This window comes from Pseudomonas monsensis, assembly GCF_014268495.2.
Taxonomy (GTDB): domain Bacteria; phylum Pseudomonadota; class Gammaproteobacteria; order Pseudomonadales; family Pseudomonadaceae; genus Aquipseudomonas; species Aquipseudomonas monsensis.
The window spans coordinates 1,283,173-1,295,984 of record NZ_CP077087.1; the positions used below are offsets into that span (position 1 = coordinate 1,283,173).

Below are 12,812 nucleotides of genomic sequence, written 5' to 3' on the forward strand. Positions count from 1 at the left end.
ACGTGAAAGTGCTGTGCCGAATCCCTAATCGATTTGATCTTTCAGGTCGATGTATCCCGCAAGACAACCCGGTCGGCCCCCTCTCCCAAAGGGAGAGGGGACTGATTGCGGGATATTGCAGAGTTTCGCCGAGGTGAAAGTGCTGTACCGAATCCCTAATCGACTTGATCTTTCAGGTCGATGTATCCCGCAAGACAACCCGGTCGGCCCCCTCTCCCTCCGGGAGAGGGTTGGGGTGAGGGGCTGCTTTTATTCGTGATGCGGTTCGCCAAGGAACGTCAGCGAACTGAACAGTCCACGACTGTCCACATCAGCGTTGTCCTTGACCGGCACTTCCACCTGCGCCGCAATCACATTCAACCCTTCATTCCTCACCAACACCTGCGCACGTCCGTCCTTGTCGGTCTCGGTGCTCAGCGTGTTCGGCGCACTGCGATAATCACCGATCAACTTCACGCCCGCTGCCGGTTTGCCATCGAGCAATACCCGCACCGGCAATGATTTGCCCGGGCCAACGGTCAGCGGATCGACCTCCGGCAAAATCAGCAACCTGATTTGATCGAGCTTGGGCAACTTTGCCCCCGGCTGGTAAATCGCCAGGCTGTATTTGAACGTCTCGGTCGCCTCGACCGCCCCCGGCACTTTACTGCGCCCTTCGTTGATCCACTTCTTGTCAGCCGTCTGCGACCACATCCCGTTGTTCAGCGCCACGGCCATCACCGCCGGCGACTTCAAGGGTTTCAAGCGTGCATGGTCCGCCAGGCGCTCGACGCTGACCGGGATCATCTTGCCGCCCGCGTCATAGGCCCAGGCGCCGCTGATTTTCTGCGCCTTGAACGCGTTGTCTTCGGCGCCATGGCCGTAGATCACTTCGATATTGCCGCGGCGTTGTTCCGTCCACAGGCCGTGGGCCGAGACCTGGCCGGCGAACAGTGCGGCGATGAGCACAAGGGTTTTGCCGTATTGCATGGGGACTTCCTTTTACAGGTTGAGAGTCAGGCTGACAGTGAAATTGCGCGGTTCGCCGGGGTTGACCCAGTAGTTGCTGTAGGCGCGCTCGTAGTACTTTTCGTCAAAGAGGTTGTTCAGGTTCAGGCCGACGGTGACGGTGTCGCTGGCCTTGTAATGGGCCAGCAGGTCGACGGTGTGGTAGGCCGGCAATTCGAAGTCGCTGCCGGCTTCACCGGAACGGTCGCCGACGTAGGTGAACGCCGCGCCGACGTCCGAGCCGCGCAGGTGGCCGTCCTGAAACTCGTACACACCCAGCAGACTGCCGCTGCGTTTAGCCACGCCGAGAATGCGGCTGCCGGTGGGAATCACCGCGTCACCCTGAGTGACTTCGGCATCAATGTAGGCGAAGGCGCCAATTACCCGCACGGCGTCGGTCACTTGCCCGGTGACCTGCCAATCGAACCCGCGACTGCGCGCCTTGCCCATCGCGCGGCTGCTGTCGGTAGCCGGGTCGAGGGCGAGGACGTTTTCCTTGTCGATGTGGAAGAAGGCGAGGGTGCTGCTCAGGCGCTCGTCGAACAGCTCGTTCTTGATGCCGATTTCATAACCGACGCCTTCTTCCGGATCGAAGGATTTACCGGACGCGTCGAGCCCATTGTTTGGTTTGAACGAGGTCGATGCGTTGGCGAACAGGCCGGTATCCGGCGTCACTTGATAGAGCAGGCCGGCGCGTTGGGTGAGGGTGTCGTGACGTTGGTGGCTGGTGGCATTGCGGCTGCGATCATTGATGTGTTGATCGAAATGTTCAAAACGCGCGCCGATCATCCCGCGCAGCTTGTCGGTGAAAACAATTTGATCCTGCAGGTTCAGCGCCTGGCTCTCGACGTGTTCGAAAAAGTCGCTGCCCGAGCGCGCGCCGTCGGGTTTTGCCTGGCCGTAGATCGGTTTATAGATGTCGATGGCGTACGGGCCGCCGGCGATGGTGGTGACGCGCTCGTTCTTGCGGAAGTTTTCATACTCGGTACCGATCAGCAGTTCGTGCTGCCAGGGGCCGAGGTCGAACAGTCCGCGCAGTTCCAGTTGGGTGATGCTGTCGTGCCAGTTGGTGTCGCGTTCGCGATAACGGCGGTTGACGGTATGGCCATCGGCGTTCAGCGGTCGGCTTTCGGACGCGTCGCCCCAGAGCTTGCCTTCCTTGTAATGGCTGGCCAGACGCAGTTTCCAGCGGTCGTCGAGGTGATGCTCGAGCGTCGCCTGCAGCAGGTTGTTATGGTTGGCGATGTTGCCGTCGTTCGGTTCGCCGAGGAAGGTCGAGCGCGAGACGCCGCTCCATTTGTTGTTCGGCGCCACGATGCCGCGATCAAAGGTGGAGCTGTGACGGACGATTTCGCTTTCCACCAGCAGTGACGTGTCGGGGTTCAGTTGCCAACTGATCGAGGGGGCGACGAACACGCGCTGGCTGTCGACGTGATCGCGAAAGCTGTGGTTGTCCTCGACGGCGAGGTTGACCCGCGACAGCACGTCACCCTGTTCATCGAGCGGGGTGTTGACGTCCAGTGCGCTGCGATAGCGGTCCCAACTGCCGGCGCTGGTTTGCAGCGTCGTGAAGGCTTGCGGCTGCGGTTTCTTGGTGACGATGTTCACCGTGCCACCCGGATCGCCACGGCCGTACAGGCTGGCAGCCGGGCCTTTGAGCACTTCAATGCGCTCGATGTTGGCGGCGTCCGGCGTGCTCGGATAACCGCGGTTGGCGCTGAAACCGTCCTTGTAGAACTCCGAAGTGGTGAAACCGCGCACGCTGTATTCGTAAAGCGTCAGACCGCCGAAGTTGTTTTGCTTCGAGACGCCGCCGGCAAAATCCAGTGCGCGTTCGACGCTGCTGCTGCCCAGATCCTTGAGCACGCTGGCCGGTATCACGCTGATCGCTTGCGGAATGTCGCGGATCGCGGTGTCGGTTTTCGTCGCGCTCGACGACCGCGTGGCACGATAGCCCTTGACCGGGTCGGTGGCTGATTCGTAGTCGGAGGTGACGCTGATGGCGTCGAGTTCGAGCGGTTGCGGTTCTTCGGCGAAGACCGGATCGCCCAGCAAGCCAAGGGGTAGACCCAGGGTCAGACGGAGCAGGGAGGCCCTTTTTCGAGACGACATGTTATGTTGTTCCAATTGTTCAATTGAAACAATATAACATGACTGTTGAGAATGTCTGCTATTCGCGCCGTTGGCGCGAACAATCTCTTACCCTTCTTTTTCCTGCGCCGGTGCCGGTGGTGGGCGCAGGCCGATTTCAGCGGTGAGCTTCAGCTCTTTGCCGTTGCGCATGACCTGGATGGTCACCTTGTCGGTCGGCTTGATCCGCGCGACCTGGTTCATTGACTTGCGACCATCTCCGGCCGGTTCGCCATCAATGCTCAGAATCACGTCACCCAACTGCAGGCCAGCTTTTTGCGCCGGGCCATCGCGGAAAATCCCCGCGACCACAATCCCCGGGCGTCCCGACAGGCCAAACGATTCGGCCAGTTCCTGAGTCAGCGGCTGCACTTCAATCCCCAGCCAGCCACGAATCACCTGGCCGTGCTCGATGATCGACTTCATCACTTCCATCGCCAGTTTCACCGGAATCGCAAAACCGATGCCCTGCGAGCCGCCGGACTTGGAGAAGATCGCGGTGTTGATGCCGGTCAGGTTGCCGTTGGCATCCACCAGCGCACCGCCGGAGTTGCCCGGGTTGATCGCGGCGTCGGTCTGGATGAAGTCTTCGTAGTTGTTCAGGCCCAGCTGATTGCGCCCGGTGGCGCTGATGATGCCCATCGTCACCGTCTGGCCGACGCCGAACGGGTTGCCGATGGCCAGCGCGACGTCACCGATGCGAATGTTGTCGGAGCGACCGATAGTGATCGCCGGCAGGTTTTTCAGATCGATCTTGAGCACGGCGAGGTCGGTTTCCGGATCGCTGCCGATCACCCGGGCCAATGTCTCGCGACCATCCTTGAGCGCCACGACAATCTGATCCGCGCCGCTGGTGACGTGGTTGTTGGTCAGAATGTAGCCTTCCGGGCTCATGATCACGCCGGAACCGAGGCTCGACTCCATGCGCTTCTGCTTGGGCGAGTTGTCACCGAAAAAACGCCGGAACTGTGGGTCTTCAAACAGCGGATGCGCGGGTTTGTTGATGACTTTGGTGGTGTAAAGGTTGACCACCGACGGCGCGGCGATGGTCACCGCATCGGCGTAGGACACCGGCCCTTGCTGCACACTGGTGGTTTGCGGGGCCTGTTGCAGGTTGACGTCGAGGCTCGGGAGCCCGACCCACTGCGGGTAACGCTGAATAATCAACAGAGCGATAAGCACACCGGCCAACAGCGGCCAGCCGAAAAAACGCAGCGCCTTGAGCATTAAGCACGTCCTGGAAAAGTTGCAGGCGGGGTCAGACCGCCCATAATGTCGCGCATTATACGAGGCCGCGCGCGCCTCTGAACGGGATATTTAGGAGTCTTTCATGGCCGTTGCCCTCAGCACCCTCGTTGAAGAAGCCGACCGTTACCTTGGCAGTGCGAAAATTGCCGATTATTGCCCCAACGGCCTGCAGGTCGAAGGCCGGCCACAGGTGATGCGCATTGTCAGCGGCGTCACCGCCAGTCAGGCATTGCTCGATGCCGCCGTCGCAGCCGAGGCCGATCTGATATTGGTGCACCACGGTTACTTCTGGAAGGGCGAGAACCCCTGCATCACCGGCATGAAGCAGCGTCGCTTGAAGACCTTGCTCAAGCACGACATCAGTCTGCTCGCCTACCACTTGCCGCTGGACCTGCACCCGGAGGTCGGCAACAACGTGCAACTGGCGCGGCAACTGGACATCACCGTCGAAGGGCCGCTGGACCCGGACAACCTGAAGATTGTCGGCCTGGTCGGGTCGTTGAACGAACCAATGACGGCACGTGATTTCGCCCGCAAGGTAAAAGACGTCATGGGCCGTGAACCGCTGCTGATCGAAGGCAGCCCGATGATTCGTCGGGTCGGCTGGTGCACCGGCGGCGGGCAGGGCTATATCGATCAGGCGGTCGCGGCAGGTGTCGATCTGTATCTGAGCGGTGAAGCGTCCGAGCAGACCTTCCACAGCGCCCGCGAGAACGACATCAGCTTCATCGCTGCCGGTCATCACGCCACCGAACGCTACGGCGTACAGGCCCTGGGCGACTATCTGGCGAAACGCTTCGCCGTCGAACACATCTTCATCGACTGCCCCAACCCGATCTGATGAACTCCGCATTTCTCCTGTAGGACTGAGCCTGCTCGCTCATACAGGGGGGCGCGCGCGCCCAAACGAGTGGGCATATTCATATGCCCTTTCGTTCTAGCTTGCGCCCTGATTAGAAGAAGGACGCTGTGCTAGGATTCCCCGCTCGAACACGGCCCGCTGGCCGTTCATAAGAAAGCTTTCGTGAGTAGCCATGGTCGACAAACTGACGCATCTGAAACAGCTGGAGGCGGAAAGCATCCACATCATCCGCGAGGTGGCCGCCGAGTTCGATAACCCGGTGATGCTGTACTCCATCGGTAAAGACTCCGCCGTGATGCTGCACCTGGCACGCAAGGCGTTCTTCCCGGGCAAACTGCCGTTTCCGGTGATGCACGTCGACACCCGCTGGAAATTCCAGGAGATGTACAAGTTCCGCGACAAGATGGTCGAAGAACTGGGCCTGGACCTGATCACCCACATCAACCCCGATGGCGTGGCACAGAACATCAATCCGTTCACCCACGGCAGCGCCAAGCACACCGACATCATGAAGACCGAGGGCCTGAAACAGGCACTCGACAAGCATGGTTTCGACGCAGCCTTCGGCGGTGCCCGTCGCGATGAAGAGAAATCCCGCGCCAAAGAGCGCGTGTACTCGTTCCGCGACAGCAAGCACCGCTGGGACCCGAAAAACCAGCGTCCGGAGCTGTGGAACGTCTACAACGGCAAGGTCAACAAGGGCGAATCCATTCGTGTGTTCCCGTTGTCGAACTGGACCGAACTGGACATCTGGCAGTACATCTACCTCGAAGGCATCCCGATCGTGCCGCTGTACTTCGCCGCCGAACGTGAAGTGATCGAGAAGAACGGTACGCTGATCATGATCGACGACGACCGTATCCTCGAACACCTGTCCGATGAGGACAAGGCACGCATCGTCAAAAAGAAAGTGCGTTTCCGCACCCTTGGCTGCTACCCGTTGACGGGCGCGGTAGAGTCCGAGGCCGAAAGCCTGACGGACATCATTCAGGAAATGCTCCTGACGCGAACTTCCGAGCGCCAGGGCCGGGTCATCGACCACGATGGCGCAGGCTCGATGGAAGATAAAAAACGTCAAGGATACTTTTAAGCTTCAAGTTACAAGCGGCAAGCTGCAAGTTAAAGGCAGTATGCGTAACTTCGCGGTTTGGCGCTTGCGGCCGGTTGCTGCGAGCCGGAATCGGATGACTCGTAATGGATTTCGAGAAACTGGTTGTGTGGCAGCGAAGCAAATGTCTGGCGGTGAGGATTTTTAGAGAGTTTTCGCGATGCGGGGATTTTGGATTCAAGGATCAGATCACCCGCTCTGCACTGTCAGTGCCTTCCAATATTGCTGAAGGCATGGAGCGCCGGAGTTGCAAAGAAAAGATCCACTTTCTTTGGATCGCTAAGGCGTCTTGTGGAGAGTTGCGAACCCAGATCCTGATAGGCCGAGATATCGCTTACATCGCAGAACCGCTGGCTGAAAATTGGATTATGGAAACCCGAGAGCTTTCTAGAATGCTGGTCGGGTTGATCAACAAAATTTCTGACTAGCTGTACGCCGACAAGCTTGCCGCTTGAAGCTTACAGCTCGGAGCTTGAATGCAATGAGCCACGCATCTGATTTGATCAGCGAGGACATCCTCGCCTACCTGGGCCAGCACGAGCGTAAAGAGCTGCTGCGCTTTTTGACCTGCGGTAACGTCGATGACGGCAAGAGCACCCTGATCGGGCGCCTGCTGCACGACTCCAAGATGATCTACGAAGATCACCTGGAAGCCATCACCCGTGATTCGAAGAAAGTCGGCACCACCGGTGACGACATCGACCTGGCGTTGCTGGTCGACGGTCTGCAGGCCGAACGTGAGCAGGGCATCACCATTGATGTCGCCTACCGTTATTTCTCCACCGCCAAACGCAAATTCATCATCGCCGACACCCCCGGCCATGAGCAGTACACCCGCAACATGGCCACCGGTGCGTCCACCTGTGACCTGGCGATCATCCTCGTCGATGCGCGTTACGGCGTGCAGACCCAGACCCGTCGCCACAGCTTCATCGCGTCCCTGCTGGGCATCAAACACATCGTCGTCGCCATCAACAAGATGGACCTCAAGGACTTCGATGAAGGCGTGTTCGAGTCGATCAAGGCCGATTACCTGAAGTTCGCCGAAGGCTTGAAGATGAAGCCGACCAGCATGCACTTCGTGCCGATGTCGGCGCTGAAGGGCGACAACGTGGTGAACAAGTCCGAGCGCTCGCCGTGGTACACCGGCCAGTCGCTGATGGAAATCCTCGAGACCGTGGAAGTGGCGGGCGACCGCAACTTCACCGATCTGCGTTTCCCGGTGCAGTACGTCAACCGTCCGAACCTGAACTTCCGCGGTTTCGCCGGCACCCTCGCCAGCGGCATCGTCAAGAAGGGCGACGAAGTGGTGGTGCTGCCGTCGGGCAAGAGCAGCCGCGTGAAATCCATCGTCACCTTCGAAGGTGAACTGGAGCACGCCGGCCCGGGTCAAGCGGTGACGCTGACCATGGAAGACGAAATCGACATCTCCCGTGGCGACCTGCTGGTGCATGCCGACAACGTGCCGCCGGTCACCGACAGCTTCGAAGCGATGCTGGTGTGGATGGCTGAAGAGCCGATGCTGCCGGGCAAGAAATACGACATCAAACGCGCTACCAGTTACGTGCCGGGCTCGATCGCCAGCATCGTCAACAAGGTCGACGTCAACACCTTGGAAGAAGGCCCGGCGAGCGCGTTGCAGCTCAACGAAATCGGCAAGGTGAAGATCGCGCTCGACGCGCCGATCGCCCTCGACGGTTACGAGAGCAACCGCACCACTGGCGCCTTCATCGTCATCGACCGTTTGACCAATGGCACCGTCGGCGCGGGCATGATCGTTGCTCAGCCAGTGACGCATGGCACTGCCACGCATCACGGCAAACTCGCCCATGTTGCCACCGAAGAACGCGCTCAGCGTTTCGGTCAGCAGCCGGCCACCGTGTTGTTCAGCGGTTTGTCGGGCGCGGGCAAAAGCACGCTGGCCTATGCGGTCGAGCGTAAGTTGTTCGACATGGGCCGGGCGGTGTTTGTTCTGGATGGTCAGAATCTGCGTCATGACCTCAACAAAGGTCTGCCGCAGGATCGCGCCGGTCGCACCGAGAACTGGCGCCGTGCCGCGCATGTCGCGCGTCAGTTCAACGAAGCCGGTCTGCTGACCCTGGCAGCGTTCGTCGCGCCAAGCGCTGAAGGTCGCGAGCAGGCCAAGGAACTGATCGGCAAGGATCGTCTGCTGACGGTCTACGTGCAGGCCTCGCCGGTCGTGTGTGCCGAACGTGATCCGCAGGGTCTGTATGCCGCCGGTGGCGACAACATCCCGGGCGAATCCTTCCCGTATGACGTGCCGCTGAACGCCGACCTGGTGATCGACACCCAGTCGCTGTCGCTGGAAGAAAGCGTCAAGCAAGTGCTGGATCTGCTGCGCAAGCGTGGCGCGATCTAAGCAATAAAGCAGCGACAAGCTTCTAGTTTCAAGCTGCAAGAAAAAGCCCGCCGATGAGTGATCATCGGCGGGTTTTTTATTGCCTTGAGATTGCTATCGCTGGCGAGCCAGCTCCCACAGGGATTTTCAGCGCACTCAAATATTGTGTAAGGCAGAGAAACCTGTGGGAGCTGGCTTGCCAGCGATGAGGCCGGAAAAGGCGCCTCAAGACCTCGCTGGGTATTCGCGGTGCATCTGTTCGAGCAACGCATCCTTGTCCAGCCAAAGCTGATTGATCCAGCCCTGAAACTGCAGGCGATATTCGCCGTCCTGGTCGTAGTTCTTGCCAATGAACTGCTGCGGAATCTGCAGTTCTTCAAAGTGCACCACCACATCGCGCACATTGCCGCAGAGCAAATCCCAGAACCCCGGACGGCCGGCCGGGTAGTGGATGGTCACGTTGACGATCGACTCCAGTTGTTCACCCATCGCATCCAGCACAAAGGCGATCCCGCCAGCCTTGGGCTTGAGCAAATATTTGAACGGCGACTGCTGCTGCGCATGCTTGCCTTCAGTGAAGCGTGTGCCCTCGACGAAGTTGAAAATCCCCACCGGATTGTCGCGAAACTTCGCGCAGGTCTTGCGTGTGGTTTCCAGGTCTTTGCCTTTCTTTTCCGGGTGCTTTTCCAGGTAGGCCTTGGAGTAGCGCTTCATGAACGGAAAGCCCAGCGCCCACCACGCCAGACCGATCACCGGGACCCAGATCAGCTCCTGCTTGAGGAAGAACTTCAGCGGTTGGATCTTGCGGTTGAGCACGTATTGCAGCACCAGAATGTCGACCCAGCTCTGGTGGTTGCTGGTGATCAGGTACGAGTGCTGGTAGTCCAGACCTTGCAGGCCGCTGATATGCCAGCGCGTGCGCCGTACCAGGTTCATCCAGGCCTTGTTGTTACTGATCCAGGCTTCGTGGGTGTGGCTCATCAGCCACAACGAGGCGCGTCGTGCGAGGTCGAACGGCAGCACTTTGATCAGCGCCACGCAGAACAGAAACGAACACAGCAGAATCGTATTGAGTGCCAACAGCAGCGAGGCGATCACACCGCGCAACGGTGCAGGGAGAAAGTCCAGCATTTACACATCCATAGGTCGGTTGGCGGCTTGAATCGCGGTCAGGGCGATGGTGTAGACGATGTCATCGACCTGCGCGCCGCGCGGCAGATCGTTCACCGGTTTGCGCAGGCCTTGCAGCATCGGGCCGAGGCTGACGCAATCGGCGCTGCGCTGCACGGCTTTGTGCGTGGTGTTGCCGGTGTTCAGGTCAGGGAACACGAACACCGTGGCGCGACCGGCCACTTGACTGTTCGGCGCCAGTTGCCGGGCAACATCGGCGTTGGCGGCGGCGTCGTATTGCAGTGGGCCGTCGATCAGCAACGAGTGCTGTTGTTCGTGGGCGAGCAGGGTGGCCTCACGGACTTTCTCGACTTCTTCACCGCTGGCCGATTCGCCGCTGGAATAGCTGATCATCGCCACGCGCGGGGTGATGCCGAAGGCCGCTGCCGAGTCGGCGCTTTGCAGGGCGATCTCGGCCAGTTCCGCAGCGCTTGGGTGCGGGTTCATCACACAGTCGCCGTAGACCAGCACTTCTTCAGGAAAGAGCATGAAGAACACCGACGACACCAGCGTGCAGCCCGGTGCGGTTTTAATCAGCTGCAGGGCCGGGCGGATGGTGTTGGCGGTGGTGTTGATCACCCCGGACACCAGTCCGTCGACTTCATCGAGGGCGAGCATCATGGTGCCGATCACCACGGTGTCTTCCAGTTGCTGTTCGGCCATCGGTGCGTTGAGGCTTTTGCTCTTGCGCAAGGCAACCATCGGTTCGACGTAACGCTCGCGAATCAGATCCGGATCGAGGATTTCCAGCCCCGGCGGCAACACGATGCCCTGCGCGCGCGCCACAGCTTCGACGTCTGCAGGTTTTGCCAGCAACACGCAACGGGCGATCCCGCGTTCCTGGCAGATCGCCGCTGCCTGCACGGTGAGCGGTTCGCTGCCTTCGGGCAGGACGATGCGTTTGTTCGCCGCTTGCGCATGCTGGATCAACTGATAGCGGAACACCGCCGGCGACAGGCGCATTTCCCGTGGGGTGCCGCAACGCTGGTGCAGCCACTTGGCATCGAGATGGCTGGCGACGAAATCGGTGATGATCTCCGCGCGCTCGCGGTCATCAATCGGGATTTCCTTGTTCAGGCCGTTGAGCAGGTTGGCGGTGTCGTACGAGCCGGTGCTCACCGACAATACCGGCAGACCGGCCTGCAACGCGCCACGGCACAAGTCCATGATGCGCGGATCGGGCAGGGTGTCGCTGGTCAGTAGCAGGCCGGCCAGCGGCACGCCGTTGATCGCCGCGAGGCTGACGGCGAGGATGATGTCGTCGCGATCGCCCGGGGTCACCACCAGCACGCCGGGCTTGAGCAGCTCAACGGTGTTGCGCATGGTCCGTGCGCAAATGATGATTTTGGTCATGCGCCGGGTTTCGTAGTCGCCGGCGTTGAGCACTTGTGCGCCCATCAGATCGGCGACGTCGCGGGTGCGCGGCGCGTTGAGTTCCGGCTGAAACGGAATGCAGCCGAGCAGGCGGAAATCACCGCTGCGCAGCAACGGCGAATGTTCCTTCAGACGTGCGGCGAAGGCGTCCATGCTCTCCTCGGTCTTGACCTTGTTGAGGATCACGCCAAGGACTTTCGGATCCTTCGGGCCACCGAACAATTGCGCCTGCAACTCGACGCGGCCGGACAGTTCGGCGAGCACTTCGTTTTCCGGCGCCGAGACCAGAATCACCTCGGCATCCAGGCTCTTGGCCAGGTGCAGGTTGACCCGCGCGGCGTAACTGGCGCTGCGCGTCGGCACCATGCCTTCGACGACCAGCACGTCCTTGCCGACGGCGGCTTGCTGATAGAGGGTGATGATTTCTTCGAGCAGTTCATCGAGCTGCCCATCGCCCAGCATGCGCTCGACGTGGGCCAGGCCCAAGGGTTGCGGCGGTTTCAGGCCGTGGGTGCGCGCCACCAGTTCAGTGGAGCGCTCGGGGCCGGTGTCGCCCGGGTGCGGCTGGGCAATCGGTTTGAAGAAGCCGACCTTCAGCCCGGCGCGCTCAAGCGTACGTACCAGCCCGAGGCTGATGGAGGTCAGACCCACACCAAAATCGGTGGGCGCGATAAAAAAAGTTTGCATGCGGATTCTCTAAGGGTGCATGGCAATGGCGATCATCTATCTCTGACAATCTGCCGAAATTCAGTTGCCAAGGTTATCGCTAACCACGCCTTGTGCGCACCAACCGCAGGCAAAGGGTTGGCCTATTTTTTCAATACGTTGCGCCGGGTCGAGCACCCACGCCCGTGATTGCCACGGCGGCTGGTGACGCAGGTGTTGCGTGTGGCCGCAGGAAAGCTCAACGACCCAATGGCCGTCCTCATCCTGATGGAAGCCGGCAATCGTCGAATCCCGTTTGTCCGGGTTGTGTTCGCTTTCGCGCGATTGCTTCGCTAAACTTGGCCTTTCTATATTCTTATGCAAAAGGTCTCGCCCCATGCTGATCGCCGCCAATAAGGCTGTCTCCATCGACTATACCCTGACCAACGACGCTGGTGAGGTCATCGACAGCTCCGCCGGCGGCGCTCCGCTGGTCTACCTGCAAGGCGCAGGCAACATCATCCCGGGCCTGGAAAAAGCCCTGGAAGGCAAAGCTGTCGGTGACGAGCTGGAAGTCTCCGTCGAGCCGGAAGACGCTTACGGCGAATACGCTGCCGAACTGGTCAGCACCCTGAGCCGCAGCATGTTCGAAGGCGTCGACGAGCTGGAAGTCGGCATGCAGTTCCACGCTTCGGCGCCGGACGGCCAGATGCAGATCGTGACCATCCGTGATCTGGACGGCGATGACGTGACGGTTGATGGCAACCACCCACTGGCCGGTCAGCGCCTGAACTTCAAGGTGAAGGTCGTTGCTGTGCGTGACGCCAGCCAGGAAGAAGTCGCTCATGGCCACGTCCATGGCGAAGGTGGCCATCACCACTGATTTTCTGCGCTAAGCTTCGAGTACTGGAGAGGCGCCTGTGGGCGCC

General features: G+C 60.1%; 11 protein-coding genes. 5 read left to right on the forward strand and 6 right to left on the reverse strand.

Annotated elements, in window-relative coordinates; all coding sequences use genetic code 11:
• Nucleotides 1-249: 249 nt before the first annotated feature.
• From HV782_RS05420 to algW, 3 genes are all read right to left on the reverse strand, one after another.
• Nucleotides 250-969, reverse strand: coding sequence for a DUF4198 domain-containing protein (locus HV782_RS05420; protein ID WP_186745596.1), 720 nt, complete (start codon nucleotides 967-969; stop codon nucleotides 250-252).
• 12 nt (nucleotides 970-981) lie between these two features.
• On the reverse strand, nucleotides 982-3,099 hold the full coding sequence (locus tag HV782_RS05425) for a TonB-dependent siderophore receptor (protein WP_186745594.1): 2,118 nt from the start codon (nucleotides 3,097-3,099) through the stop codon (nucleotides 982-984).
• A gap of 87 nt (nucleotides 3,100-3,186) precedes the next feature.
• Nucleotides 3,187-4,344, reverse strand: coding sequence for a Do family serine endopeptidase AlgW (gene algW, locus HV782_RS05430; RefSeq protein WP_123464691.1), 1,158 nt, complete (start codon nucleotides 4,342-4,344; stop codon nucleotides 3,187-3,189).
• A 103-nt stretch (nucleotides 4,345-4,447) separates the two neighbouring features.
• Here algW and HV782_RS05435 point away from each other — a divergent pair, with 103 nt between their 5' ends.
• The 4 genes from HV782_RS05435 (at nucleotide 4,448) to cysN (ending at nucleotide 8,715) form a co-directional block, all read left to right on the forward strand.
• On the forward strand, nucleotides 4,448-5,206 hold the full coding sequence (locus tag HV782_RS05435; protein WP_186745592.1) for a Nif3-like dinuclear metal center hexameric protein: 759 nt from the start codon (nucleotides 4,448-4,450) through the stop codon (nucleotides 5,204-5,206).
• Between the two features lie 193 nt (nucleotides 5,207-5,399).
• Nucleotides 5,400-6,317, forward strand: a complete 918-nt coding sequence (gene cysD, locus HV782_RS05440; RefSeq protein WP_098967227.1) for a sulfate adenylyltransferase subunit CysD — start codon at nucleotides 5,400-5,402, stop codon at nucleotides 6,315-6,317.
• Nucleotides 6,318-6,421: 104 nt separating this feature from the next.
• On the forward strand, nucleotides 6,422-6,763 hold the full coding sequence (locus tag HV782_RS05445) for a four helix bundle protein (RefSeq protein WP_128615205.1): 342 nt from the start codon (nucleotides 6,422-6,424) through the stop codon (nucleotides 6,761-6,763).
• 53 nt (nucleotides 6,764-6,816) lie between these two features.
• Entirely contained in the window at nucleotides 6,817-8,715 is a 1,899-nt protein-coding gene (cysN, locus tag HV782_RS05450) for a sulfate adenylyltransferase subunit CysN (RefSeq protein WP_186745581.1), read from the forward strand.
• A gap of 204 nt (nucleotides 8,716-8,919) precedes the next feature.
• Here cysN and yihG read toward each other — a convergent pair whose 3' ends face one another.
• Genes yihG through HV782_RS05465 form a run of 3 tightly spaced genes read right to left on the reverse strand, consistent with a single transcriptional unit; the run spans nucleotide 8,920 to nucleotide 12,312 of the window.
• Entirely contained in the window at nucleotides 8,920-9,825 is a 906-nt protein-coding gene (gene yihG / locus HV782_RS05455) for a 1-acylglycerol-3-phosphate O-acyltransferase, YihG family (RefSeq protein ID WP_123464698.1), read from the reverse strand.
• Nucleotides 9,826-11,925 carry a phosphate acetyltransferase gene (pta, locus tag HV782_RS05460; protein WP_123464700.1) on the reverse strand — a complete coding sequence of 700 codons (2,100 nt, stop codon included), beginning with the start codon at nucleotides 11,923-11,925 and terminating at the stop codon, nucleotides 9,826-9,828. It lies immediately after the preceding gene.
• A 60-nt stretch (nucleotides 11,926-11,985) separates the two neighbouring features.
• Nucleotides 11,986-12,312, reverse strand: coding sequence for a DUF3565 domain-containing protein (locus tag HV782_RS05465; protein ID WP_123465978.1), 327 nt, complete (start codon nucleotides 12,310-12,312; stop codon nucleotides 11,986-11,988).
• Here HV782_RS05465 and HV782_RS05470 point away from each other — a divergent pair.
• Nucleotides 12,281-12,766 (forward strand): FKBP-type peptidyl-prolyl cis-trans isomerase, encoded by a 486-nt coding sequence (locus tag HV782_RS05470; protein ID WP_003221719.1) that lies wholly within the window; start codon nucleotides 12,281-12,283, stop codon nucleotides 12,764-12,766. The two genes, HV782_RS05465 and HV782_RS05470, sit on opposite strands and share 32 nt — an antisense overlap.
• Nucleotides 12,767-12,812: the final 46 nt, after the last annotated feature.